The organism is Vulcanisaeta sp. JCM 16159 (assembly GCF_001316265.1).
Lineage (GTDB): Archaea > Thermoproteota > Thermoprotei > Thermoproteales > Thermocladiaceae > Vulcanisaeta.
The window spans coordinates 13,996-38,555 of the sequence record NZ_BBDN01000009.1 but is presented as its reverse complement, the minus strand read 5'-3'; the positions used below and the strand labels follow the sequence as shown (position 1 = coordinate 38,555).

The following is a 24,560-nucleotide window of genomic DNA, read 5'->3' as shown; positions in this document are numbered from 1 at the left end:
TGTTAGCATTTAATCAGTACTGTCAATGTTCAGCACTGGAGATTAGAGTTATATTCTCTTAATAATCCTTCGGCTTCGTCTTTTAAGTCTGTTATCCATTCGGTTCTCAATGCCCTTAGATACTCACGGCTCGAAAACCCGGTTTCAATATTTCGATTCCTAATCCTGCAGAACTCCCTAACGCCCTCAATTATTTCCTCATGCCCAGATCTTGGACTATCCATGCCATTAATCGTCTTCCTCGGCGCTTCAGACCATGGATCGATACATCCATTTAGAGCGTACTAAAACCCTGGCTATGGTATCAATCCTGACACCAACCTTAACCGAGTCATTATTGGTAACACTCCTCCAGTGGCAAGTCTGTACAGTGTCTCGATACCGTCCAAAGTGCATTAATTAAAACGCAGAGTCCCATTGAGTCAATCACGGCCTTAAGACCTCAGTCACGGCTGCCTAATAGACTAGAGTCTAATATTCTGATTTAACGTAATCCTCCTCACCAGGTATTCTTATCTACCCTGAGCACTTAATTTCAGGTGAAAAGTACCTTATTTCTATTCAAATTTAATCAATACATTACCTACATAAATTTTGATTCGCATTTACTATTTTAACTATGGAAGTTATAGACCTTATAATTTTCGTAATTACATTCATGGTATTCTCATTAAGAGTGCCGCAATCCTTTAGATAAATATACATTCTCGATTCCTCATCGACCTTGAAAGACCTAATATTACTGGCCATAGCTACACAGCAGGGAGTCCTCGTCTCTTCATCCGCAATTATTATACTATCGCCATTAATAATACCAGGGTTTGAATTCAATACTAACGGGTGCTCACTTAGGCAATTACATAGTCTTGAACAATCCTCAACAAATATTAACCAACAATTCATACAGGTTAATTTTCAGGAAAGAAAGAGAAAAATGATTTTAATTTTATGGGTTAATTTTGATGCCGTTGTTTTGTTAGGTTATTATGTTTCCTTGTTCGTCTACTTTGGCTATTACCTTCCTCACGGTCTTTCCGTCTGGCGTCTTGAACAACGCCATCACAAAGCCCTTCCTACCCTTAGGCTGAACCTTCCAAACCTTCGTAGGCCTCAACCTCCTACCCTCAACCTCATATTCCTTCTTTGCCAGGTCCTCTAGTGTGACCATATTGGTCAATAAGTTCATTGATTCGGGAGTATTTAAAAACATCGCTTGGGAATGCAACGGACGAATATATCGGTCTCAATACGCTAAATCTCACATAATTTCTTTACTAATATCAAATTTTATGATAATTATGCCAAGTTGAGATTAAACAATATCAAGCAGGGAGGTATATTAATAATACGTGAGTTAATACGATTATTCATTTAAATATGTTATTATTCAAATTTATTCGCTTAAATAATTCCACGCCTCCTGCTTCATCAACTATTTCACCACCGCTTATAAGTGCTGTGCCTAATTCACTGGCTATCTTCTTAACGATATCTTTACTTAATGCTCCACCATCATCACTGAGCATCTCGACAATTACCAGCGCTGGCGGTATTTCAGCCATTTTTGAAAGTATTAGGGACAATTCAGTATGTCCAAATCTGCGTCCAATTCTACCCAAGAGGATTGGTACATGTCCTGGTGCGTAGAACTCCTCATAGAAGACCTTACGGGCATCCATTACCTTACCCTCACTAATCATCTTAATCACATCGGCAAGTCTCGTGATTGTTAATGCCCTATCCCTATCCCTAATGCCCGTTGTTGTCTTCACGTGGTTAACGTATATTGAGAATGCTGGGTCATCACCATAGCCAGGCCTCTTCACTAACCCGTTAAAGCCTATTTTGCGTAATACATCGCTCATAAAGTCAAGACCTAATTGCCTACCTATCGAGTCCTCAGTCACAAAGCATATCAAACCACCGGCATTTTTCCTCATCCAGGTAATTACTGATGGTGTTACGTGGTCAGCCCTTATCACTGCGTCGACCTCATTCTCCCTATTGTCAGAATCATGAATGAATATTATCCTACCCTGCCTAAGTAACTCTAATGCCTTCTCGATCATATGCTCCTTAAACCTAGAGTTTAAGTTAATAAATTTAACTTTAAATCTAGGTTTATGAAACTTAATGCATTAATATGCTTATCTGAGACCATATAATTAATGGTTAGGGCATTAATCCTGGCTGGCGGCTTTGGAAAGAGACTTCAACCATTAACACTAGACAGACCAAAACCACTCATTGAGGTTGGTGGTAAACCAATACTTCAGTGGCAAGTTGAGTGGCTTAGTAGGCAGGGCGTTAAAGATATAGTTCTTGCCGTTGGTTACCTAAGGACTAAGGTCTTCGAGGTAATGGGTGATGGCTCCAGGTTCAGTGTTAGGTTATTCTATAGTGTTGAGGAGGAGCCCCTTGGTACAGGTGGTGCCATTAAGAATGCCATGAAGTTCCTTGAGGATGAGGTATTTATAGTACTTAATGGCGATATAATAACGAACCTATCGATTAAGCCATTAATAGAGCAGTTGAATGGTAATGTCATCTCAACGATAGCCCTCGTCCCCATGAGGAGCCCCTATGGGATTGTCCATGTTGACCATGAGGCTTCATAACGGAGTTCAGGGAGAAGCCATTGCTTGATTACTTAATAAACGCGGGTGTCTACGCCTTCACCAAGGACATCTTTAAGTACCTGCCTGAAAAGGGTGATATTGAGGTCACGGCATTCCCAAAGCTGGCGAGTGAGAGGAGGATTAGGGGCGTTATCTATAGGGATGTTTATTGGAAGTCCGTTGACACTGTTAAGGATGTTGAGGAGGTTGAGAAGGTAATAAGTGAGGTTTACGCCTAAACAGCGGGTGTTTTTAGGGCCTTTAATACCCTGACCTCCTTAATAACTGTGTATGGGTATTGACCATTCTCATCCTTCTCATACTTCTTAACCATATCCCAAACAGTTAATAGACCGACGCCTACGGCGAAGACGGCCTCCATTGCGGAGCCCGTGTTCGACATGTTGCGTGTGTCCACGGTAATCTCAACGCCATCCTCAATAACCTTGACATCGGTGTTAACGTAGGTTATGTAGTTAAGGTGCACGAGGGTAATACCTCCCAAGTCTTCTTGGTGGCCATTATCGACGCTGCCTTAGCCACGGTCACCACATCGCCTTTCTCCACCCTACCCTGCCTAATCAATTCAATAGTGTCCTCCCTAAGCTTTATGAAGCCCTTGGCCGATGCTTCGCCGTAATACGTGGGCTCGGTGGTAACGTCAAACATGGTTACAACAGGCGCGCCACCCGCATTATCCTCAAAATCACCTAGTGATAGGCCTACCCTATCCTCAGACTTAACCTTACTAACGACCTTAATGTCGAACATGCCATCAACACGACTAAAGCCGCAGGTCTGTACCTGCTTACCCATGAAGTTTGTGACCCACTCAGGCGTGCACGTCCTACTGCACCCCTTTATTGTATTCCAGGCAGCGAGTAGGCCGGTGAATAGGCCGAATAGTGTGTCCATCTCAATGCCGGTCTGGGCCTTTGTCCTGGCAAGAACGGCCATCCTAATACCATCCTTCTCATAGCGTACCCTAGCCTCGATATAGGTGATGGGTACTGGGTGGAGTAATGGTACGTACTTCCATGCAGTCTTCGTGGCATTTATTGCCGCTACCTTAGCTATGGCCGCCGCATTACCAAGACCACTGACCCCGGTCTTCATTAACTCGTTCATTGTGTCCTCATCAACCCTCAGGAAACCCGTGGCGATGGCCTCCCTGTATACGGGCTCCTTACTCGTAATATCAATCATCCTAACAGACATAACAAGGCATTATTAAACCTACGCCTATTTAAGCTACCCTCCTCAATGCATTAATTATTAACCTATAAACATCATCAACAACAAGCCTCAACTCCCTATCAGCATTAATAACTGGGTAATTATACATGGACGCACGCCTCAGTAGGATCTCCCTAACCCTACTAAGGAATTCCTTATCGACCTCGAAAACCTCAAGCTCACGCCTACTACTCAACCTGCTCACCACGGTATCAACAGGCGCGTCGAGAATTATTGTTAGGTCAGATTTGGGTACGAACCTATGAAGCTCCATCAACCACTCCTGTGGTAACCCCATAGCCCCCTGATACGCCAGTGTTGATTCCATGTAACGCTCAGTAATGACCAGGTAACCCTTGTCAAGCATTGGCTTAATCTCTCCATAGTAATGCTGAACTCTATCTGCCGTGAAGAGAAGGGCGTATATCGATGAATGAACCACGTTTGTCCTTGGCTTGAGAAGCCAATCCCTTATTAACCTGCCAATGGGTGATTGACTGGCTCAGCCGTGGTATACACCCTATAACCATCATTTTCCAACTTCTTCCTTAGTGCAGTTATTACAGTTGATTTACCGACACCATCTATGCCTTCAATAGCTACAAACATAGGCGTCCCTAAACAATTATTAGAAGGAATCACTTAAATAATTCATCCTAAGCAAGTAATAGATCGGCTATATTTAATATACTCGGCATCATTTATAACACATCGGCGGCTAAAATTCTAGATTTATTGCAGCTGCAATTCAATTACATAAACATGACTGCACTGCATTAATTCCTTCGCATCACTCGTCATTGTTAGTATGGGTTTTATCATCGCCGGTGCAATGCCTCTGATGTCAATTTATTAAGGGGAGGGGCAATTGATCGGGAGAAATCTTTATTAATAGCTGTTAATATTACGTGGTAATGAAGTCGAGTATCAACGTGGCAATAGCTGGTGTTGGTAATACGGCGTCAGCTTCGTCCAAGGACTTAAGTACTGCGAGGTTGAACCCAATCCTGTGGGACTTATATTCCCACGTATTGGGCCTTACGAACCAAGGGATATAAGGATTGTCGCGGCCTTTGATGTTGATTCGCGTAAGGTTGGTAAGGACATCGGTGAGGCGATATTTACGGAACCAAACAATGCGATTAGAGTAATTGAGGTTGGTAAACTAGGTGTTACTGTAAGGGCTGGCCCTCTACTTGATGGCATCGCCGAACAATTAAAGAACGCCTTTATACCAATTATCGAGGGTTCCGTTGAGGATGTTGTTAGGGAATTGGAGAGCACCAATGCGCATGTTCTCATTAATTACTTACCAACAGGTGCTCAAAAGGCCAGTGAGGCCTACGCAGAGGCAGCGCTGAGAAGTAGGACTGCCTTCGTGAATGCCATGCCCTCAGTAATAGCAACATCGAAGGAATGGCAGGATAAATTCGAAAAAGCCAAACTACCACTTGCTGGTGATGATGTCCAGAACCAACTAGGAGCCACGGTACTTCACAAAACCATAATTAGGCTACTGGCCTTAAGGGGCGTTAAGATAGAGGCACGTACCAACTAAACGTTGGCGGCACACCAGACTTCCTAAACCTAATGTACAGGAAGGGACAGAAGGAGAAGACGAAGACCGAGGCCGTGAAAAAGATGGCTGAGGGTGAGGACTTCGACGCATACATATCGCCGGTAGCTACATAAGGTTCCTCGGCAGTAGGAAGATCGCACACATGTTCATCGAGGCCCGCGGATTCGCAAATGTACCAATCAGGATAAAAGTTGACCTGGAGTCTACGACCCATTCAACAACGCCGGCATGATGATTGACATAGTCAGGACAGTAAAGCTAGCACTAGATAGGGAAATTAGTGGGCCTCTCATCAGTCTATCAGCCTGGGCCTTTAAGAATCCACCAGTTCACGCGCCACCCGACGTGGCATACCAATGGCTCGTGGAATTCATCGAAGGCAAAAGAACTAGATAGAAAGTATAATCAATTCTCTCTCCATATTATAGCCTTAAGTATCTTACTTAATGATGAACGTATGTAACGATCTATCGTGGACTTCGAAAGACCAAGTTCTTTAGATAACTCATCCATACTTATTGATCGTGGTATGTTGAAAAAGCCTCGTTCAAAGGCATACCTAAGCACCCTATACTCACTTGCGTTTAAAAATACATCAAGTCTTGATGTATTTGCCGCAATTAAATCCTCAATTTTTAAAATCTTAAGATTTTTATTAGCGATTTTGCCATAATTAGTAACTTCCTTAAGAAATTGATCAATAGATTCACGATTAAAAGCTAAGAAACCCCAGCGCTCAACACCATTAGTATAGTACGCATAAACCTCAAGAAGCCCAAGCTCCTGAGCCAGAAAACGAGTAGATAAATCTATATTACCTTTAACAATAACCTTAACATACTTAGGATAACCCGGGTTTATACCTATAAAATATATTATATCAATACCATGTTTACGTAATGAATTAAAGACCTGCCTTAAGTCATCCTTACGATTAATCCTCAATGTGGCGACCTCGACGACCTCGCCCCTAGAATAATCAAAACCGGCCTGCGTAACCCTATAGACCCAATCAAAATCTGTAAGATTTGCCGTCCAATCAATTTCATGAACATAGCTCAAATCTAACAATATTAAATTATGATTGATATTTCTCATAACATTGATAACGCGTAATCCCTAATTATTAAGTTTTTCTTCCATTTTACATAATTAACATAATTTTTTTTATAATTATCATACAACATGTTGCATAGATGCTTTATAATCATAGCACATTTTAATTAAATTGTATGAGTTCGTGGGATGTGATAAAAAGGTTTGACGAGGCAAGGTTAACTTTAGTTCACTATAGATGGACTGTTTTATCTGCAATGGGTGATTTCTTAGATGCAGGAGCGATAGTCGCTGGTGCGGTATCCACGATATACTGGATCTCAACATTTCATTTAACGTCACTTTTACTAGGAATCATTGCTGCGTTCAGCCCTAACGCATTTGCAGCATTTGTTGGAGCAATAATAGCAGGGCCTCTTGGCGATAGATATGGTAGAAAAACAATCTACACGTACGACCTACTTGCCTACTTCGTAGGTGCATTAATAATGGCTGCAGCCGTTAATTATATAATGCTTTTAATAGGATATATAATTGTAGGTATTGCTGTTGGTCTCGATGTACCTACATCTTGGTCGTTAATAGCAGAATATGCACCAAAGTATAAAAGAGGGTTTTTAATGGCATTTACCAACGTCTTTTGGTATATAGGACCCATAGTCATGCTCCTATTAGGTATAGCCCTTGAGCCTTATGGAGCATTAACCTTTAGGGTTGTTTTTGGCGTGTTGGCTGCTGTCGCAATAATAACCTGGATCCTTAGAAGAGGCCTAGTTGAATCACCTAGGTGGAGTTTAGTAGCTGGCAAGACAAACATAGTTCAAGAAGCTTTAAAGCAGCTTGGCGAACAAACAACCACGCAAGCAAATATTCATCAGGACGCGCAGCCTCAACAATCTCAATATAAGTATAGGTGGAGCGACATCTTTAAATATAAGAAGGGTTTAGCATTCATAATACCAATTTATATATTCTGGGGTGTACCAGCGGGAACATTTGGATTCTTCCTGCCTTACTTCTTTAAGGATATTGGATTCACAACAACCGCAATGGCTTATGTAGGTCAGATACTGTGGTTTATAACCGCAATAATAGGTGTAGTAGCTGTTTATATGCCACTATCCGATAAACTAAATAGGAACGTGATGTACGCAGTAGCTGCCGCCATATGCGCCGTATCATTTGCGGTACCCATATTCCTACCATTTAGTATATTATGGGTCGCATTACTTAACGTAATAGGATTCGGATTTGGACATGGTATGTGGCTTTGGCCGCAGACAAGGGTTTGGTCGACTGAATTATTCCCAACTGAAATAAGGAACAGTGCCCAGGGCTTTGCATGGTCTTGGATGAGGTTTGCCCTAGGTGTATGGAGTCTAATAGTACCAACTTTAATAAATATAATTGGATATAAAGCCATCGCTGCGGTGGCTACGGCATTCTTTATACTAAATATAATAGTAGGCTATTTATATGGACCTAAGTCACAGGGCAAATCATTAGAAGAAGTTCTGAGAGATTTCTATGGAGGCAAAATTCCATAAATAGATTAATAAAGTAATTTAAAAATTATTCTTAAAAATTGATAAATTTAAATTTCAATTATTTATATCTAACATGTTGCAGTCATGATTTATAAGGTACTTTATATCTTAAATTAAATGTGAAAGTAAAGGCGGCAATACTTCAGGAATTCGGTAAGCCGTTGAAGATAGGTTATGTAGATATTCCGGAACCGGGTGACGATGAATCAGTACTTATTAAAATCATAGGTGCTGGTATGTGTAAAACAGACATAAGGTTGTGGAAAGGTGAGGAACCCAGAGAGGGATTTAGAGCACCCTTCGTTCTTGGTCACGAAAATGCAGGTATTGTAGAAGCTATTGGTAAAAGGGTTAAGGGAATAAGCCTGGCGATAAGGTCCTTGTTTATGCGATATGGGCTGATTTAAATTGTAAATATTGTCGCATTGATAAGTGTATGGCGTGTAAAGGTCATGCTATTCCAGGTCAGTCATATTATTATGGTGGATACGCTGAGTATTTATACGTACCTAATTACAGGTACTTAGTTAAGATAGATATTGACCCAATAGAAGCTGCGCCCTTGACTGATGCAGGTCTAACCTCATACTCGGCAGTGAAAAAGGCGCTGCCTTACCTAAAACCGGATTCTGTAGTTATTGTTTATGGTGTTGGTGGGCTGGCTTCGTATGCAATTCAGTTTCTTAAGCACTTAGTACCCTATGTAAAAATAGTAGCTGTCTCTAGGAGTGATAGTAGCTTAAGTGGCTATGGAGTTAGGGCTCATTATGCCGTACATCCCAGTGATGCTGGTAAAGTAATTAGAGATTTAAATCCGGATGGTGCAGCCGTAATGCTCGATTTCGTGGGTAATGAGGATTCTGCAAAAATGATACCTTTATTAGAACCAGGCGGTGCCGTAATACTCGTCGGCATGGAGGGTAAGTCTTATCCAATACCCGTGTTTGAAACTACGGTTTGGCAGTACGTAGTTATTGGTAGTAATTATGGCTCCATAAGTGAGATGGAGGAAATGGTTAAATTCGTGAAGGAACACGGAATAAGGTCTTACATAGAGAAGGTACCTCTTGAGGAAGATGCTGTTAATAATGCTTTAAATAGATTAGCGGAGGGTAAAATATTAGGCAGATTTGTGATAACGCCGTAGGTGACCAACATGGGTGTTAGACGATTTTGGCTTGCTAAGGTTGGAGATCATGGCGAAGTTCCCGGACCCGAGGTTTATTGGATGCAGTGGTTTGATAGGTGGGTTAGGCTTTCCTTCTATTCATTAATTATCGACACGGATGATGGATACGTATTAGTTGGTACGGGCCTTGTTAGGGATTTAACGCTTAGAAATAAGTTCCTTAGGGAGTGGGCTGGTAGTGATAGATGTCGCTTCACAGTTAGTGATAATGAGAGAATTGAGAATGTTCTTAAGAGGCTGAATTTAAAGCCAGATGATATTGCGCACGTGGTAATAACGCCTGTTCAGGATTACACTGTGGGCAATATAGACCTATTTAGGAAGGCGAGGATTTATTTCTCGAGGAGGGGTTGGTTCGAGGATGTGGTTAACCCAAGACCATCACCATTCCTCAATAGGGACATTTACCTGCCAGGTATGTTAGGGAGTATTTGTTCGAGGAGGCTTGGAATAGGATTGTCCTCTTAAATGATGAGGACGTTGTAGTCCCCAGCGTTAGAGTAAAGTGGACTGGGTGTCACCATAGGAGTTCCATGGCTATAATACTCGAGACTAAGGATGGCGTTGTCAGTTACACGGATGCCGCGTTCACCATGAGAAACATAACCGAGAATGTACCCATTGGAATAGCTGAAGACATTTATGAATGCCTTGACGCCTATGAATACCTGAAGAGAATTAGTAAATACATAATACCAGCCTACGACCCAGAAAACGTAAATAGATACAAACAATGGGTCATTTAATATTCAAAATCACTTAATCCTCACTAATTCAATCTTTCTATTAAGCTCAACCCCAAAGCCAGGTCTTCTACTAAGTCTAATTCTTCCATTCTCCGGAACCGGTTCATTAAGTAATAGTGGACTAAATTGTGGAATTATCTCTGTGGCGTCTGGAGATACAACGAGGTATTCAGCAAATGGGCTATTAACCCTGGTTATTATAAAGTGATAACCATATACACTTGAACCGTGTGGTATTACGTATGTGCCATACGCTTCAGCAAGAGCTGATATCTTTATCATTGGCGTTATACCACCGACCCAGGTTATGTCTGGTTGAATGACATTGACCTTACCAACCTCAAGAAGCATTCTAAAGCCGTGAAGTGTTGATTCATGCTCACCACTAGCTAGTAATGTTGGTGGTAATATCTGAGCAAGAGCACCGTACGACCAATAATCATCTGGTATAAATGGCTCCTCAATCCAGTAAAGACCATATGGCTTTAGTTCATTTACGAGCCTCATCGCATACGGTAGATCGAGACTCATCCAACAATCATACATAAGTAAAAAATCATCGCCAAGCTGCTCTCTCCACTCCTTAAATATCTTCACATTTTCCCTCAATCCCTCTATACCATCAGCAGGTCCATGCTTAAGTGGTAACTTACCACCTATGAAACCTTTCCTCTTTGCAATATCGGGTCGAGGACCTGTGGCATAAAACACTATTTCATCCCTGACAGGGCCACCAAGTAAGTCATAAACAGGTAACCCTCTAACCTTACCTGCCAAATCCCATAGCGCAAGATCAACCGCGGATATGGCATTCATAACGAGCCCTCTTCTTCCATAAAATATCGTTGCCTTAAACATCTGATCCCAAGTCTTTTCTATTTCACCAACATACTTACCAACAACAAACCTCTTCAGGTGATTCTCTACTATCCAAGCCGCTGGATAGCCGCCAGTGCTCACGCCAAAACCTACCTCACCCCTTGAATCCTCAACCTCAACAACGAGCGAACCAAGTACATTTAAGCCCCATGATGCTCTACTAGCTCTATACTCTGGGTATATTGATATTGGCGTTGCTATGTAACCGAGTATCCAGTGATTAGTTGATTGATCATGGTAATCAGCACCACCGCCTTTAACGACGTAAGCTCTAACATCCTTAATTCTAAAAGTTTCAACCTCACCATCACCCATGCCTACTCACCTGGTGTGAGCATTATCTTGACGTATTTCGTGTACGTCCCTGTTAACTCCTCAAAGGATTCTTGGCCATGCTCAAGAGGCCTAATATCAATCCAACCCTCACGCGGATCAAAAAGCCCCTGCTCTAATAAATTAACTGCCTTCCTGAAATCCTCATCTGTGTATGAGAAGGAACCCTTTATTTCAATCTCATTCCTAACTATTACATTACCTGGTATCCTAACTTCATTATCATGTAAACCAACGAAAATAATCCTACCACCCTACGTACCGCGTTTATTGCTAATCGTCTCGTAATTTCGGAACCAACAGCATCAATAACCACATCAACACCCTCAGGGTATAACTCCCTAATTTCCTTTAATGCCTCATCACCGCTCTTTTCGACAAGTATTGCGGCTCCAAACCTACGAGCCCACTCAAGCCTGTTTTTATTAATTTCAACAACCGTTAAGTCCCTAATACCGCCAGCTGATAGAAGCTTTATTGCGAAGGCACCAACAGGCCCAGCCCCAAGAACCAAGACTGAGTCACCAAGAGCTGCACCCGATAATCTGACAGCCTTAATGATGTCGCTACTGGCTCAGCTAATGCACCCCTAATGGGATCGGTTACTGGGTATAAATTGTCATATGGCGCTAATACGTACTCAGCATATGCACCTGGATAATCAATGCCTATTATCTTCCTCTCAACACATAGATTCTTAAGACCCATCTTACAATACCTACAATGACCGCAACCAACAATTGGATTCACGGAAAACAACTTACCAACCACATCCTTAGGAACGCCAGGGCCTACGTCCTCAACAACGCCCGTAAATTCATGCCCCATTATTAACGGTGGTTTACGCAATTCGTTTAATCCTAAGAAACCAGACACGTCAGAACCACATATACCAGTATACTTTACCTTAAGAAGAACCCAACCAGGACCTGGCCTAGGCTTTTCAACGTCTTTAATCTCCATCCGTCTAATTGCAGTCCAAACAAGCGCTCTCATTGTAATTAAAAATACGTGTTAGGTAAATAAGTACATATACGCACATGTTGCATAATCGAACTATTAACGTCTTTTATAAAATTACGTATCTTTATCATTCATAAGGGTAAATTAAATCACATCATTAATGCATAGAATGGTATATGCACATCCTTAAGTGGTCCCTTAACAACTATACCATCTTCGGCTGTATCTCAACCTCTAATATCGTTGGTTGCACCGCTTGCCACCTCATCTTCCTAATGAATAGGTACCTCTTGAAGTCGCCCTCAGTTGTTTGGGCTAGTCCCATCACAAATACGCCAGCTGCTAAAAACTCCTCAACCCCATACCTGGAGATCACCTTGGCCCCCGTCGGTATTTCCGTAGTTATTATTGTGGTTACGCCGACCTCCTTCTCAATGCCCATCACCAACGCCCTAATGTACTCCCTAAGTACTTGTACGTCCTTCTCGAGCGTGACCAACGGCGCTATTGGGTCGATAACAAGCCTCTGAGCGTTTAGGGTCTTTGAATAATCAGCTATTGTGTAGACCAGAGACTTAGCTATGGTGATTGGGTCCTTCTCCCTAATCTTCTCGATAATGTCCATCTCGGGTATTAGGATCTCCATATAACCATTTTCCCTGAGCGCCTCAAGGTCCCAACCAAACCTCCTAACACCATTCATTAATTGGTCATACGTCTCATCAACCGATACATAAATGCCAGGCTCACCATACTTATAAATACCATTTATTAGAAATGATAATGAGAGTAGGGTCTTACCTGTTCCTGTCTCACCACTTATTAAGTATGTCCTACCCCTAATTAACCCACCACCGAGTACCTCGTCAAGCCCAGGGATTCCCGTTGGCACCAAATCGTAGTATAATGACATCGAACAAATAACATAGTTTAAGTAATATAAAGATTGCGGACAAGCAACATTTTAAGTTAATCAAGGCGCTGGGGAACCGGCCTTACTTAAGCTCTATCACGTATTTACTGAATATGCTTCTAAACTTCTCCGTAGTTATTATAGGCCTGCCGTTAACCTCAATGGGTTCCCTAGCGGCGGCACCTTTAGGTAATTCGGCAACCTCTGGGCGTATCTCTCCTCGAACGTAGGTACGTTTGGATTAACCAGGAATATACCAATTGGTATCCTACCATCACTCTCGTAGGACTTAGCCAGTGCCTGGGCGGCCTTCTGCGGAAGCTCCTCAGGCTCTTAACCATTGGGTCCCAACCCTCCTCCTGCAGGTCATAAACCCTCTTGTTGTAGTAATCATACGTGTGTATGTTGTCATAAGTCACACAGGGCTGTAGGACATCAATGAACGCGGCGCCCTTATGGAGTATTGCCTTCTTTATCAACTCCTTTAGGTGCTGAACCCTCGCAGCGTAACCCCTGGCTATGAATGTATAACCAGCGGCAATGGCAAGGCCTATTGGGTTAACTGCATCCTGTATGTTAGGCTTAGGAAGCGCCTTGGGCTGCAGGTTCCTAGCCAATGTCGGGCTTGCCTGTCCCTTCGTTAAGCCGTAGACCGTGTTGTCATGCATTATGACGACCAGGTCCACATTCCTCCTACCCAGGGCCACGAAATGCGCAGCACCAATGCCCAGTAGGTCTCCATCACCCACATTAACAACCACCGTTAGGTCCGGGTTAGCGAGCTTAATGCCTTCGGCATATGGTAATGCCCTACCATGCAGCGTATGCACCCCCGTCACATTTATGAAGTGCGGCGTTTTACCCGAACAACCTATCCCGGAGACGACGACGGTCTTCTCAGGCTCAAGCTGTAAATCAGCAAAGGCCTGGTACATGGCCGAGAGTATTCCGTAATTACCACATCCAGGGCACCAATCAACCCAGACATTTGTCTTATAGTCATTTATCGTTAACTTTATCTTACGCTCCATAGCTCACCACCTCCCTCGTACTACCCCTCAATACGTTTTTCACGGCATTCACGAGCTCATGAACGTACATGGGCCTCCCCGTATACTTAACTATCGACTTATTGATCATGATGCCGGTATTCATAGCCACAAGCTTTGATGCCTGGGCCATGTAATTATGCTCCACGGCAATGAGGTTGTTAGCCCCAACCTCGTTGGCAAACTTCGTGAGTGAGTTTCTTGGGAATGGTATGAACATCCTAATGTGGTAGTAGCCAGCCCCTATCCCCTCCTCAGTCAACTCCTCAACAGCCTTAACAGCAACACCCTTCACAAACCCCCAACCGACCAGCAATATGTCTGGTCTATCGGGGCCGAAGTATGAGTACCTCCTCTCCTCGGGTATCTCCCTATCTATTATGTCGAGCTTACTCATCCTCTTATTCATCATCCTAACCCTATTGATTGGGTCCTCATTGATATGTCCATACTCATCATGCTCATCGCCCGTGTACCACATCACGTAATCGCCTAGGAATGCCCTCGGCGATATGGGACTTGACAAGTCAAACCTCTTATACTCCTTGAGACCCCTCGGCGCTAGTACACCCCTGGTTATCCTCACGTTGTCCAGGTTTGGCATCGGTATTGTGGCTATCGTATTTGCCAGGAACTTATCAACAAGGTGTATGACAGGTACTTGATAGGTTTCTGCATAGTTAAATGCATCTATTGCATCGTAGAATGCCTCCTCATGATCACCACTGGCAAGCACTATCCTCGGGTACTCACCATGTGATGCGAATACTGACGATAATAGGTCACTCTGACCACCCCTGGTTGGTTGCCCGGTACTCGGTCCACCCCTCTGGTAATACGTAACTACCACTGGTACTTCATTATGGCCGGCCCAACCGAGCCCCTCAACCATTAGGTCGAAACCTGGGCCGCTGGTTGCCACTGAACTCCTCACGCCCGTTAATGCGGCGCCTATTGCCGCATTAATTGCGGCTAGCTCGTCCTCAGTCTGGAAAATAATTATTGAACCCTCACCACCCAATGTCTCGTATTCCTCGAGTGTGAAACTCTCATCAGCAGCGGGTGTAATTGGGTAATATGCCTGGAACCTAACCCCAGCCACGACCTTCGCCATCGCTATTGCATCATTACCACTAGCCACGAGGATGCTCCTAACGCCTATTTTCGGAGGGTCAAGCTTGAGTTCTGAACCAAACTGGCCCTTGACGAGGTCGATCACGATATTCGCCATGGCCCTATTATGCCTATAGACATCCTCCCTCGTGAACCTCCTCCTAAGGCTGTAATCAATGCTTTCCTGGCTAATATCGGTTATCGCCGCAACGGCACCAACGAGTATCGTACTTATGTACCTAGAGGCTTGTGAGGGAACTATACCCTCACGCTTCTGAATCTCCATGAGCAACTCCTTAAAGCTAAGGGCAACGACACGCACCTTCCTATTACCCTGTAGGTACTTAACCACGGACTTCACCGTACCATCAAGACCAAGCCCCTTAAACTGCTCGCTTAACCTATCCCTCAACTCCCTCTCCATACTCGGTATACTTGCGTAATTAACGGAATCATCATCACTGTTATAGATGAGGTATCCACCATCCCTAAGATCATTGAAGTGCGTGAAGACCGTCTCGGCATCCATGGCCGCCACAATATCGACAGGGTATGTAAGGTGCTTAGGTAGTTCCGTAGCCGATACCGTGGCATGAACATAACTATGCCTACCCTTGATATTCGAGAAATACTCCCTATCGGAGATAATGCCATAACCAGACCACGCAAAAGCCCATGAGAGAATCTCGGACGTAGTCTCCAAACCACCACCCTGAGGACCACCGATTATGTACCTCAACTCATTCATCCCACATCACCCACTGCACTCACCATATTTATCAAGGAGCACAGCAAGATCCGATATAAAAAGAGTCCTTTAATTACCAGTTAGAATACAATTGTTAATTATTAATTATTTTAAATTGACATAGATAATTTAAAAATTATTAGCAAGAATATCCATCATTCAATAGATACTATTCCCTAAATCAGGAATTAATATCAAATAATTAATGAAAATTCCATAAAATATTGAAAAATTTCTTAATAAAAGTTTAAACACTTCCTCACTTTGTAAGTAATTAATGAGCGAGAGTGAGGAGGAGTTCGTACCCCATGCCATCCACATGTGGTTTGGTTATTATAAGGACCGCATAGTCCCGAAGGAGGAGGGTGCCAGGTATAGTCATTTCTCGAAGGATGCCGAGAATCGGTTAAGGGAGGCATTATCAACGTATGGTTGGGTTTACTGCATAGACTGTAAGCACTCAATCTTTGACCTTGAGGAGGCTCTTGAGCACTTAAGGAAGGGTCACGTATTGACTAACAGGTTCATGCTTGACGAGGTCGCGCCCGAGGAAGTGCCGATGGTCAGTTAAGGATGGCTCGCGCATTTCATCGAAAATCAAAATTATCCCTGAAAAGACCTGCATGCATTATCTAGTTCCTGCTTTAGTGATTCATCGCCAAGAACCTTAGCCACATTATTCAATAGGCTACATATGTCCTTTGCTGCGGCATCCCTTGATGTATATACTCATGACACCTTCAGGATCGGCGCCATTATATTGGTATTGATGAAGCGCCAACGCTATCAGGGACTCCCTCTCGAGACCGAGTAGTTTACCCATGTCGCGAATCATGGAGATGGGCATGTAGGCTATTACCTTATCAATATTCTTAACACTACCGCGAAGCTCCTCCCTCCTCTCACCAGCTAATACTGCGAGCAACGATTTAAACGCTTGAAACGCCTTACCAGCGGCGTTCCTAGTATAACCCTCAACCAACAACCTCAATGCCAACCTAGCCTCGGCTGAAGCCTCAGCCTCCTGGCCTCGATGTACGCCCGTAAATCCTTCCAAGGCTTACTAAGTTGTTCGGGCAGCATGAACCTACATCTAGGGTAGTGCCATCCCTCAATAAAAGCCTTATCATTAATTCTAATCGTTAAATGACCCGTACTTTTGATGAATGCTTATTGAATGTACGTATTTAAATATAGTTAAATATAAATCTAAACATTGATGAGCATCAAATGCCATCAAACTATTTAGGTTATTACGATATTAATTAACTAAGTCGTAAACAGTTATTGATCGATATGGCTAAGCGCAATTCGGTATGGCCTCGGGTTGTGCTTGTGGTTACGATACTCGTTTACGTGCCTACGGCGTTATGGCATGGTACACATTTACGCACTTACCACCAATACCTGCAGCCGTGGTTACTGAAAATGGTACTGTATTATTTACGTACAACGACGTGGTCATGGGAAAGTATTACTTCCAGAAGTACGGACTCATGGATTACGGCTCAATACTTGGTATGGGTAGTTATTTCGGTATTGACTTCATGTCATACACGCTGAGGATCTATGAGGATACAGCGGCGCATTACCTGGGCTTTGATGCTGTGCCCCAGGATAATGCGAGTGCTATGGCAATAATAAAGCAGGAGCTAATGCCAATCAAGGTGGATCCAACTCCCAAGGGGGATGTCGTTGTGGTTAGCAACGACTTCGCCCAGGGATTCTACAATGCTGTGAAGTTTTATTCTTGGATACTTGGACCGGCATCTGAGCAATTTAGGTTAAAGCCCGACCTAATAACTAACGAGACCGTGATTAAGGACTTGGTTGCCTACTTCACGTGGAGCTTTATGATTGCATTGCAGGGCTATACCAATGGCTTCCCATATATGCCAGGCTTAATTGAACCTACAGCTAACGTGACCTATGCCTCCTGGATCACGTTATTCACAATAATGCTCGTTGTAATGCCCATGGCAGGCTACGTAGTACTTAAGCTCATGGATTACTGGAATGAACCAAGGCTAAACATACAATTACCACCGCCCAACGACGCGCAAAGACTTACTTTACTTGCTTTCTTACTTGCCGGAATAGCCCTTGGTATTCAGGGACTTCTTGGTGCCTATACAATGCATTTATACGTAGATACATCATTATATGGCATAAACCTAGTACCAATACTACCCTTCAATGTTAGTAGGGCTCTTCACTATACATTAGCTGTACTTTGGATAGCTGTGACATGGATAGCCTTCTCGTTCTTTGTATTTCCTTACTTCGGACTAAACATAACTAGAAGGCAGGTACTTACGGTATTGGTTATCGGCGTATTAGTCTCCGTCGGCACCTTACTTGGCATATGGACTAGCTATCTTCAGTTGATACCATCACCGTGGTGGTTCATAATAGGTGCTCAGGGTAGGGACGTGACGACGCAAGGTACATTATGGCTTATATTAATAACGGCAATGCTGGGTTACGTATCATATCTATGGAATAAGGCTTCTAAAACCGCGCCCGACGTGTTGAAACCATTTGCCAAGATATTATCAATAGCCATTGCAGGCACTGCGGCAGGTGCCTTCATAGGTGCCTTACCGATAATTCAACCATGGCCCGACTTTCAGGTTGATGAATACTTTAGGTGGATGACAATACATGCCTTTGTTGAGGGCTTTTGGCCTCCTATCGTGGTTACCGTTATTGTGGTGCTCCTGGTGGTGGCAGGTTTGATACCACCTAAATTGGGTGTTGTGGTTAGCGGTATGGATGCAACTCTAGAGATAATAACCGGCATGATTGGGACTGCCCATCACTATTACTTTAATGGATTGCCCACATTTTGGATGTATGTTGGTGCCGTAATGAGCACACTTGAGGCGATACCCCTGGGCTTTGTCATAATATATGTAATATTGCTTTGGCGTAGAGGAGAGGTTAAGACTGAGTTTCAGAAGACCCTATTAACGTACGCTCTCGTGGCGGGGATAGGCGGTGGGATCGGGGTTGTTGCCTTCGGTGCTGGCCTCATAAACCTACCATTACTTAATTACTATTTACATGATGCCCAAACTACTATGGCGCATGCTCACCTGGCCTTTCCATTGGCTTATGGCCTGCCTAGCATATTGATGTGGGTGGTTGCCTTCACACTATCTGGTGGCTTTGATGATAAGGATCTTAGGTACATGAGGTGGGCAGCCATTATCATAGGCATTGGCTTCTATCTCCAGGCATTATTATCATTAGTACCCCTTGGCGTGCTTCAACTCATTTATGAACTTAAATATGGCTATTGGTTTATAAAAACTATAATAACGCCAAGCGGTCACCCCGGCTTCTGGGAATTACCACTGGCTGATGAGTTCGTCTGGCTTAGGATGATTGGCGACCTAGTAGCGGCATTTGGCTTTGCCATAGTCATATTTGGAATGCTCTTTAGATTTAGGAGAGCCCTTGGTAAACCAGTACTTAAGGCCTTGGGTATAGCCAACGTTTAAAGGTATAGGCCTTAGTAATGAATTTAAAATTAATGGCAATTTTGCACGATTATTGTAAAAGTATTTCGATTAAATAAATAATAATTCCTCTATGAACAATGCAATAATTGATGATTAAAGTTAGGGTTAAACGCGTCTATGACCAACCAGATCCTGGTGATGGCATTAGGGTGCTGGTTGATAGGCTTTGGCCCAGGGGCTTAAGTCGTGAAAAGGCTAAGATAGATGTATGGCTAAGGGACTTGGCGCCAAGCGATGAGTTAAGGCGTTGGTTTAATCATGACCCTGCTAAATGGAATGAATTCAGGCTTAGGTATTGGAGCGAGCTTGATAAAAACATCAGTGGCTTAAACGCGTTATTAGGTATTATACGCGGTAACGGTAACGTAACCATACTTTATGCCGCTAGGGATAGGTTGCACAATAATGCCGTGGCCCTCGCTGAGTACTTAAGGGCTAGGTATGGATTTGATTACGAAATTATTTAGGCTTACCCTCATCAATGGTAATGCCAACCTCCTCAAAGTAATGCGTCACAATCTTCTTAAGAGTTTTCCTAAGCAATTCGCTGACTGTCGATATTGACAAGCCAAGCTGCTTAGCCAATTCCTTAAGGTTAACCTCCCTATCGAAATACCCCATCTTATACGCAAGAAGTAGGACCTCTAACTGCCTTTCCGTGGGGCTCGGCATGGGTAACTGCTCCATATCAAGAACCCTAACCTTAACACCACTGGATCTCAACTGCCTAATGCTCACCCTTAACCGTTTAATGCCTGGCGAAAGCACCGCATAAATAATAGAATCTTCATTACCCGGCTTACCACTCTCCACGAGAAGTCCAGCCTTGCTCAACGCCTTACAGGCGCTGCAACTTGGTGCCGAGATCCACAGTGTCTCTTCATCAATTACGTTAACCTTAAGCCCATTCCTTCTTAAATAATTAAGTAAGTTTCGATCCACGGGCTTACTTAACTTAACCAGGTGTGTTGATACCTCATCACCCACGTTAACCCTAACTATGCTAAAGTCCAGGCTAAGCGCCTTGAGTGCGTTCTGAACCTTGCAATCACTTCTATGAGCCTCAAGGAATACCCTCAAAACCACAATACTCCGATGCTCCAGGATTAATAAAGCAGTAGTGTCCGTTCCCTTAATTTGCCAGTTATTGGATCAACCTCAAGCTCGAGAACCTCAAGTGTTGTTACACCTATCAAAACTTTATCGATTATATCAGACACAAGCACGGGAACAACCTCACCCCTACCCTCAATTTCCACCCAGGCCCTGGACCTATCAACCTCAATAACACCAGCCCCAGTCTCAACCCTCGACTTCCCTATAATGCTTAAGCCAAGTTCATTAGCCAACAACCTAGGTATTACCGTTAAAGTAGCCCCAGTATCGACCAAAGCCTTAACCTCAACCACCCTACTGAGATCGACATTACCGATCCTCACGTTAATCCACACATGACCCATCAGTAGAAATTCTGTGCCCCCATTAATAACCTTAAGGTATTAATAGCAGGGACCCAACCACGGAACCTTATTACCATACCCCTTCTCGGCATAGTTCTTCATCCACTCATCCTCAAACTTCTTCGGAATCTTCGGCCTCTTAACAATATCGTAATAGTCATATGGCTTAATATCGATTACTGGGGTCCCAGTCCACGTATCAAGGCCCTTGAGCCATAGGCGCGGTGGTTCAATTTTTACGAGCTCAAGCACCGATATACCTATCGGGTTGGGTCGAATCGGATACCTCGTGGCGAAAATACCGACCTCCTTATCCGTACCTTTCAATTTAACCCTCAGCCTTACCTCCCTTTGCTCATTAAATACGTAGATCAGTATTACGTGCGAATACTCATCCAAACCGCGAAGCCCATCGACGTACTCATCATAAACACGAACAACACCAATAAAGTCATACCTAGTCTCATACCTACCTCTATCCGGCTCATCAGGCCTTGGAAAACCCACCTCCACATAACCAATGGGTTTGAATACAAACTCAACCATTGAATTAACTAAGCGTAAACGGAGATAAACCTTTGTGAAAGATGACCTCGGTTAATTATTAAGGCATATATTTCCCTAAACACTTAATATGGCGTGGAATCTATAGCACATCCCTGGAAGGACCTAAATAAATACGTAGAGGCTAGAATTAAGGAGCGCTTTACGAATTCGAACTAGCCGAGAAGTTCCTGGAAAACGGTCTTTATAGGAATGCGGCCGGTAAGGCTTTCAGGGTTGGAAGGCAACCCTGGCAGTCTTGGCCGCGAATTCCCGTAATGAGTTGGCAAGCGAGTTTAAGGGTGTTATTAAGCTCCGGGAGAGGATTAGGGTTGAGGCTGTTGATTTTATCATAGCCGTAATGCCTACGACACGTATGAAGAAGGTTGCCGCATTGTTAAGGTCTAAGTATGGCAATGACGTGGTACTGCTGACAGAGTTGGCGCTTGATATTCATAAATTTCAGTACAATGGATTGGATAGGGAGGCGTTCTCAGCCGTTATTTGGATCTAGACATGGTTAGGCAGGACATTACCGCGATAATTGAGGGAGGTAGGAAGGTAATATCCTCGGTAATTGGGCGCTCAACGCCCTGACGCATCATTGAAATTGACCTTACCCGCGCCATCACCCCTCCTAATACTCCTAATAAGCAGCTCCCCGCGTCTTGAGAGCCTGTAATAGACGTGATGCTTACGAACCTCATTACTAAGCTTAAAACGGGCAACACTCCTCTTCAGGGTCTTACCTCCCTGACCCTCTCGATTAGGCCCATTGCCTCAAGCTTATCCAGTATCTGCAGCACCTCCTCAAGTGGTATCCCGGTATTAATGGCTATTGACTTTCCATAATCCACATTGGCCCTCTTCAGGTGCATGAGTACGGCAATGTCCTTGCCCGTAAGCTCATCCATAGGCGCAGTAGCATTGCTTATGGACATGGTTATTAAATTACCTCAGTCAAAAATTGGAAAGGCACGTATGAAGCAGTTGGTATTTAAAGCGCTTACAATTATTAATACCCGTGGGTATACCCAAGGAAATCCTCGATGCCGCAGAGAGATTGGGTATTGATATTACGGATATAATTCTAAATCAATTATACCTAAAAGACCCATCAGAAAGCATTAGGTTAAGGCTTGAATTAGCCAGGAAGTACCTAGCCGAGGCCGGTGAGTACATCAATAAGGGTGATGCTGTTCAGGCCTCGGGGAAGGCTTACAAGGCCGCTGAGGAGGCTGTCAAGGCCCTTGCCGAAAGGTTTAATGTGCCGGAAAACCAGCAGGCCATTAAGGAAGGTAGTTGGTACACGCACCTACTGCTTAAGGCTTGCTCGAGGTTATCCAAGACCCTCGGCGATTGGGTATTGGATGGTTGGAACGTGGGCTATTCATTACACGTATGGGGTTTTCATGAGGCCAAGTTGACTATTGAGGATGTGGAGCCATTAATCGAGAGGGTTCATAGAATGGTTGAAGAAACCGCCAAGGTGTTGGGCCAGGCTAATCAATGACCTACGTTTGAACCCTAACCACTCATTGAAAACGGCGCTCATAACATCCCACATATCTAGTTTTTAAACTTTGGTCATAAATCATTAACTGTGTCGCTTGACTTAAATGAGATCTCGAAGGCCAGGGCTAAGGAGGTCGTCGTTGAGGTGGAATTGGCTGAGGAATTCCTAAAGAGGGGTCTCTACAGGAATGCCGCGGGTAAGGCGTTTCAAGCTTGGAAGGCGTACTTATCATACCTGGCGTCGGGTAGTAGGGACTTGTTGATTAATGTGTTTAAGGGTAGGAAGAGGTTGAGGAGCGGTAAGGTGGTGGATTATGTTGACCTTGTCATAGCCGTAATGCCCATGGCCCTCATGAAGGCTGTTGCTCAATCATTGGCTATACGGCATGGGGGAGGATGTAGCCTGTTACACGGAGCTGGCGATAGACCTGCATGAGTATCAATATAATGGGCCTGACCCATTGGGTGTGTTGAGTAGGTACGTTAATGATGAAATGGCGCGGGTGGATATTGAGAAGTTGATCAAGTATCTCAGGGAAAGAGCTAAGGCACAATAATTAGGACTGTACACCTCCCGTACACTCATAACGCAAATAACTTTGTAAGGTGACTAAATTATTGGTAATTTATTGCAATTACAGTCATTAATAGGGTCAGGGCCTTAATGATGCTCCCAGTACATTAAACCTGAGGCGCCCGTAGATATACATAGGCATCATTGATTATGCTGCGAACAGGCCTAATAAAATGATACCGTCATATGTTAATTGCATTGGTGCTAAGAGACCGCTAAAGCATCATGGTGATGCTAAAGCCTTCTTTCTCCCCTTTCTTAATAATAACTGGTAGTTAGGGAAGTGTATTACCAATAATGGAGTAATGTTTATAGGTAGGAATTTATAATGTAGTAACGTGGGTAATTGGGTTACAGTATCAACTAAGGTTAGGAGAGAGATTCTTGAGAAGGCTAGGAGGTATGGTATTAATGTTTCTGAGGTTTTACGTAAAGCTCTCGAGGAGGAAGTAATGCGTAGGGAAAATGAGGAACTAATTGGATTGCTTAAGGAGGCTTCCAAGGAGCTTAGGAAAATTAGCGAGATTTATGGAGATGATTTCGTCGTAAGAAGTATACGTGCAGACCGTGACTCAGGATGAGCCTCGTATTTGATGCAAGCGCCATTATCAGGCTGGTAGAGCTTAAACCAGATAAGGCAGTTAATGCCTTAAGGAATCAATACACCGTTGACTTAGCATATTATGAGATTGGTAATTACCTATGGAGAATTAGTAAGTTAACCGCTGTAAATGTAGAATTATTGCTTAAAGTATTTAATAATGTCATTAGATTCATGAATGTCGTACCAATAGGTCTAAATGGTGATGTCATTAACCTAGCTAGAAGAATGAACATAACCTATTATGATGCATCCTATGTTTATTTAACGATAAAACTTAATGCAAAGCTAGTAACCGAGGATAGGGAGTTAATAGCTAAGTTCCCTAATATAGCGATAAGCGTTGAAGAATTACAAGTATAGTCGTTAAT

At 43.4% G+C, this 24,560-nt stretch carries 26 protein-coding genes and 8 pseudogenes; 16 read left to right on the top strand and 18 right to left on the bottom strand.

What is annotated here, in order from left to right; genetic code table 11:
• Nucleotides 1-29: 29 nt before the first annotated feature.
• The 3 genes from JCM16159_RS16665 to JCM16159_RS09435 all read right to left on the bottom strand — a co-directional run bounded on the left by JCM16159_RS16665 (nt 30) and on the right by JCM16159_RS09435 (nt 2,069).
• The gene (locus JCM16159_RS16665) at nt 30-224 is read right to left on the bottom strand and encodes a hypothetical protein (protein ID WP_243666512.1); all 195 of its coding nucleotides are present in this window, start codon (nt 222-224) and stop codon (nt 30-32) included.
• A gap of 752 nt (nt 225-976) precedes the next feature.
• On the bottom strand, nt 977-1,168 hold the full coding sequence (locus JCM16159_RS09440; protein WP_054857712.1) for a chromatin protein Cren7: 192 nt from the start codon (nt 1,166-1,168) through the stop codon (nt 977-979).
• 199 nt (nt 1,169-1,367) lie between these two features.
• A complete protein-coding gene (locus JCM16159_RS09435) occupies nt 1,368-2,069 on the bottom strand; it encodes a 3,4-dihydroxy-2-butanone-4-phosphate synthase (protein ID WP_054857648.1) in 702 nt (233 codons plus the stop codon).
• 99 nt (nt 2,070-2,168) lie between these two features.
• Between JCM16159_RS09435 and JCM16159_RS09430 the strand changes: the two are divergent.
• A pseudogene (locus tag JCM16159_RS09430) lies at nt 2,169-2,857 on the top strand (NDP-sugar synthase).
• On the opposite strand, the pseudogene JCM16159_RS09425 reads toward JCM16159_RS09430, so the two are convergent.
• Both JCM16159_RS09425 and tmk read right to left on the bottom strand, forming a co-directional pair.
• Nucleotides 2,854-3,824 (bottom strand): annotated as a pseudogene (locus tag JCM16159_RS09425) (cyclic pyranopterin monophosphate synthase MoaC). The pseudogenes JCM16159_RS09430 and JCM16159_RS09425 overlap by 4 nt on opposite strands.
• A 40-nt stretch (nt 3,825-3,864) precedes the next feature.
• Nucleotides 3,865-4,463, bottom strand: a pseudogene (gene tmk, locus JCM16159_RS09420) (dTMP kinase).
• Between the two features lie 305 nt (nt 4,464-4,768).
• On the opposite strand from tmk, the pseudogene JCM16159_RS09415 reads away from it, so the two are divergent.
• Nucleotides 4,769-5,829, top strand: a pseudogene (locus JCM16159_RS09415) (inositol-3-phosphate synthase).
• A gap of 9 nt (nt 5,830-5,838) precedes the next feature.
• On the opposite strand, the gene JCM16159_RS09410 reads toward JCM16159_RS09415, so the two are convergent.
• Nucleotides 5,839-6,531 carry a helix-turn-helix domain-containing protein gene (locus JCM16159_RS09410; protein WP_054857647.1) on the bottom strand — a complete coding sequence of 231 codons (693 nt, stop codon included), beginning with the start codon at nt 6,529-6,531 and terminating at the stop codon, nt 5,839-5,841.
• 134 nt (nt 6,532-6,665) lie between these two features.
• On the opposite strand from JCM16159_RS09410, the gene JCM16159_RS09405 reads away from it, so the two are divergent.
• The 5 genes and pseudogenes from JCM16159_RS09405 (at nt 6,666) to JCM16159_RS16655 (ending at nt 9,971) form a co-directional block, all read left to right on the top strand.
• Nucleotides 6,666-8,036, top strand: a complete 1,371-nt coding sequence (locus tag JCM16159_RS09405; RefSeq protein WP_054857646.1) for an MFS transporter — start codon at nt 6,666-6,668, stop codon at nt 8,034-8,036.
• A 236-nt stretch (nt 8,037-8,272) separates the two neighbouring features.
• Nucleotides 8,273-8,508: pseudogene (locus tag JCM16159_RS19245) on the top strand (alcohol dehydrogenase catalytic domain-containing protein); the annotation flags it as partial.
• 123 nt (nt 8,509-8,631) lie between these two features.
• Nucleotides 8,632-9,183 (top strand): zinc-binding dehydrogenase, encoded by a 552-nt coding sequence (locus JCM16159_RS09395; RefSeq protein WP_367834441.1) that lies wholly within the window; start codon nt 8,632-8,634, stop codon nt 9,181-9,183.
• A gap of 9 nt (nt 9,184-9,192) precedes the next feature.
• Nucleotides 9,193-9,693 carry a hypothetical protein gene (locus JCM16159_RS16660; RefSeq protein ID WP_243666511.1) on the top strand — a complete coding sequence of 167 codons (501 nt, stop codon included), beginning with the start codon at nt 9,193-9,195 and terminating at the stop codon, nt 9,691-9,693.
• Nucleotides 9,657-9,971 (top strand): hypothetical protein, encoded by a 315-nt coding sequence (locus JCM16159_RS16655; protein ID WP_243666510.1) that lies wholly within the window; start codon nt 9,657-9,659, stop codon nt 9,969-9,971. The genes JCM16159_RS16660 and JCM16159_RS16655 overlap by 37 nt, the downstream gene beginning before the upstream one ends.
• A gap of 9 nt (nt 9,972-9,980) precedes the next feature.
• Here the strand turns inward: JCM16159_RS16655 and rhmD are convergent, their stop codons facing one another.
• The 6 genes and pseudogenes from rhmD to JCM16159_RS09365 all read right to left on the bottom strand — a co-directional run bounded on the left by rhmD (nt 9,981) and on the right by JCM16159_RS09365 (nt 15,969).
• Complete coding sequence (gene rhmD / locus JCM16159_RS09385; protein ID WP_054857643.1) at nt 9,981-11,165, bottom strand: L-rhamnonate dehydratase; 1,185 nt, start codon at nt 11,163-11,165, stop codon at nt 9,981-9,983.
• A gap of 211 nt (nt 11,166-11,376) precedes the next feature.
• Entirely contained in the window at nt 11,377-11,697 is a 321-nt protein-coding gene (locus JCM16159_RS16650) for a zinc-binding dehydrogenase (protein WP_243666509.1), read from the bottom strand.
• Nucleotides 11,658-12,179 carry an alcohol dehydrogenase catalytic domain-containing protein gene (locus tag JCM16159_RS16645; protein WP_243666508.1) on the bottom strand — a complete coding sequence of 174 codons (522 nt, stop codon included), beginning with the start codon at nt 12,177-12,179 and terminating at the stop codon, nt 11,658-11,660. The genes JCM16159_RS16650 and JCM16159_RS16645 overlap by 40 nt, the downstream gene beginning before the upstream one ends.
• Before the next feature lie 116 nt (nt 12,180-12,295).
• Nucleotides 12,296-13,059 (bottom strand): annotated as a pseudogene (locus JCM16159_RS09375) (ATPase domain-containing protein).
• Nucleotides 13,060-13,141: 82 nt separating this feature from the next.
• Nucleotides 13,142-14,090, bottom strand: a pseudogene (locus JCM16159_RS09370) (2-oxoacid:ferredoxin oxidoreductase subunit beta).
• Entirely contained in the window at nt 14,080-15,969 is a 1,890-nt protein-coding gene (locus JCM16159_RS09365) for a 2-oxoacid:ferredoxin oxidoreductase subunit alpha (protein WP_054857642.1), read from the bottom strand. Before JCM16159_RS09365 ends, JCM16159_RS09370 begins: the two are co-directional and overlap by 11 nt.
• Before the next feature lie 277 nt (nt 15,970-16,246).
• Between JCM16159_RS09365 and JCM16159_RS09360 the strand changes: the two genes are divergently transcribed.
• Complete coding sequence (locus JCM16159_RS09360) at nt 16,247-16,540, top strand: hypothetical protein (protein ID WP_054857641.1); 294 nt, start codon at nt 16,247-16,249, stop codon at nt 16,538-16,540.
• A 117-nt stretch (nt 16,541-16,657) separates the two neighbouring features.
• Here the strand turns inward: JCM16159_RS09360 and JCM16159_RS09355 are convergent, their stop codons facing one another.
• Nucleotides 16,658-17,026, bottom strand: a complete 369-nt coding sequence (locus JCM16159_RS09355) for a PaREP1 family protein (protein WP_243666507.1) — start codon at nt 17,024-17,026, stop codon at nt 16,658-16,660.
• A 259-nt stretch (nt 17,027-17,285) separates the two neighbouring features.
• Here JCM16159_RS09355 and JCM16159_RS09350 point away from each other — a divergent pair, with 259 nt between their 5' ends.
• Together JCM16159_RS09350 and JCM16159_RS09345 are read left to right on the top strand one after the other, a co-directional pair.
• Complete coding sequence (locus JCM16159_RS09350) at nt 17,286-19,475, top strand: cbb3-type cytochrome c oxidase subunit I (RefSeq protein WP_367834435.1); 2,190 nt, start codon at nt 17,286-17,288, stop codon at nt 19,473-19,475.
• Between the two features lie 110 nt (nt 19,476-19,585).
• Nucleotides 19,586-19,963 carry a DUF488 domain-containing protein gene (locus JCM16159_RS09345; RefSeq protein ID WP_054857640.1) on the top strand — a complete coding sequence of 126 codons (378 nt, stop codon included), beginning with the start codon at nt 19,586-19,588 and terminating at the stop codon, nt 19,961-19,963.
• On the opposite strand, the gene JCM16159_RS09340 is transcribed toward JCM16159_RS09345, so the two are convergent.
• The 3 genes from JCM16159_RS09340 to tsaA are packed head-to-tail and all read right to left on the bottom strand — an operon-like array spanning nt 19,956 to nt 21,502.
• On the bottom strand, nt 19,956-20,582 hold the full coding sequence (locus tag JCM16159_RS09340) for a helix-turn-helix domain-containing protein (protein WP_054857639.1): 627 nt from the start codon (nt 20,580-20,582) through the stop codon (nt 19,956-19,958). The two genes, JCM16159_RS09345 and JCM16159_RS09340, sit on opposite strands and share 8 nt — an antisense overlap.
• A 20-nt stretch (nt 20,583-20,602) precedes the next feature.
• Nucleotides 20,603-20,956 carry an aspartyl protease family protein gene (locus tag JCM16159_RS09335; RefSeq protein ID WP_054857638.1) on the bottom strand — a complete coding sequence of 118 codons (354 nt, stop codon included), beginning with the start codon at nt 20,954-20,956 and terminating at the stop codon, nt 20,603-20,605.
• Nucleotides 20,957-20,995: 39 nt separating this feature from the next.
• Nucleotides 20,996-21,502, bottom strand: a complete 507-nt coding sequence (tsaA, locus tag JCM16159_RS09330) for a tRNA (N6-threonylcarbamoyladenosine(37)-N6)-methyltransferase TrmO (RefSeq protein WP_054857637.1) — start codon at nt 21,500-21,502, stop codon at nt 20,996-20,998.
• Between the two features lie 188 nt (nt 21,503-21,690).
• On the opposite strand from tsaA, the pseudogene JCM16159_RS19240 reads away from it, so the two are divergent.
• Nucleotides 21,691-22,013: pseudogene (locus tag JCM16159_RS19240) on the top strand (PaREP1 family protein).
• Between the two features lie 71 nt (nt 22,014-22,084).
• Here JCM16159_RS19240 and JCM16159_RS19235 read toward each other — a convergent pair.
• Both JCM16159_RS19235 and JCM16159_RS19230 read right to left on the bottom strand, forming a co-directional pair.
• Entirely contained in the window at nt 22,085-22,240 is a 156-nt protein-coding gene (locus tag JCM16159_RS19235; protein ID WP_367834440.1) for a DUF2250 domain-containing protein, read from the bottom strand.
• Nucleotides 22,237-22,440, bottom strand: a complete 204-nt coding sequence (locus JCM16159_RS19230) for a DUF2250 domain-containing protein (protein ID WP_367834434.1) — start codon at nt 22,438-22,440, stop codon at nt 22,237-22,239. The genes JCM16159_RS19235 and JCM16159_RS19230 overlap by 4 nt, the downstream gene beginning before the upstream one ends.
• Nucleotides 22,441-22,529: 89 nt before the next feature.
• On the opposite strand from JCM16159_RS19230, the gene JCM16159_RS09315 reads away from it, so the two are divergent.
• The 5 genes from JCM16159_RS09315 to JCM16159_RS09300 all read left to right on the top strand — a co-directional run bounded on the left by JCM16159_RS09315 (nt 22,530) and on the right by JCM16159_RS09300 (nt 24,552).
• Nucleotides 22,530-23,012 (top strand): PaREP1 family protein, encoded by a 483-nt coding sequence (locus tag JCM16159_RS09315; protein WP_054857711.1) that lies wholly within the window; start codon nt 22,530-22,532, stop codon nt 23,010-23,012.
• Nucleotides 23,013-23,102: 90 nt separating this feature from the next.
• On the top strand, nt 23,103-23,450 hold the full coding sequence (locus tag JCM16159_RS09310) for a PaREP1 family protein (protein ID WP_243666505.1): 348 nt from the start codon (nt 23,103-23,105) through the stop codon (nt 23,448-23,450).
• Nucleotides 23,401-23,571 (top strand): hypothetical protein, encoded by a 171-nt coding sequence (locus tag JCM16159_RS16640; protein WP_243666504.1) that lies wholly within the window; start codon nt 23,401-23,403, stop codon nt 23,569-23,571. The genes JCM16159_RS09310 and JCM16159_RS16640 overlap by 50 nt, the downstream gene beginning before the upstream one ends.
• A gap of 355 nt (nt 23,572-23,926) precedes the next feature.
• Entirely contained in the window at nt 23,927-24,169 is a 243-nt protein-coding gene (locus JCM16159_RS09305) for a type II toxin-antitoxin system CcdA family antitoxin (protein WP_054857636.1), read from the top strand.
• Complete coding sequence (locus JCM16159_RS09300) at nt 24,166-24,552, top strand: type II toxin-antitoxin system VapC family toxin (RefSeq protein WP_054857635.1); 387 nt, start codon at nt 24,166-24,168, stop codon at nt 24,550-24,552. The genes JCM16159_RS09305 and JCM16159_RS09300 overlap by 4 nt, the downstream gene beginning before the upstream one ends.
• Nucleotides 24,553-24,560: the final 8 nt, after the last annotated feature.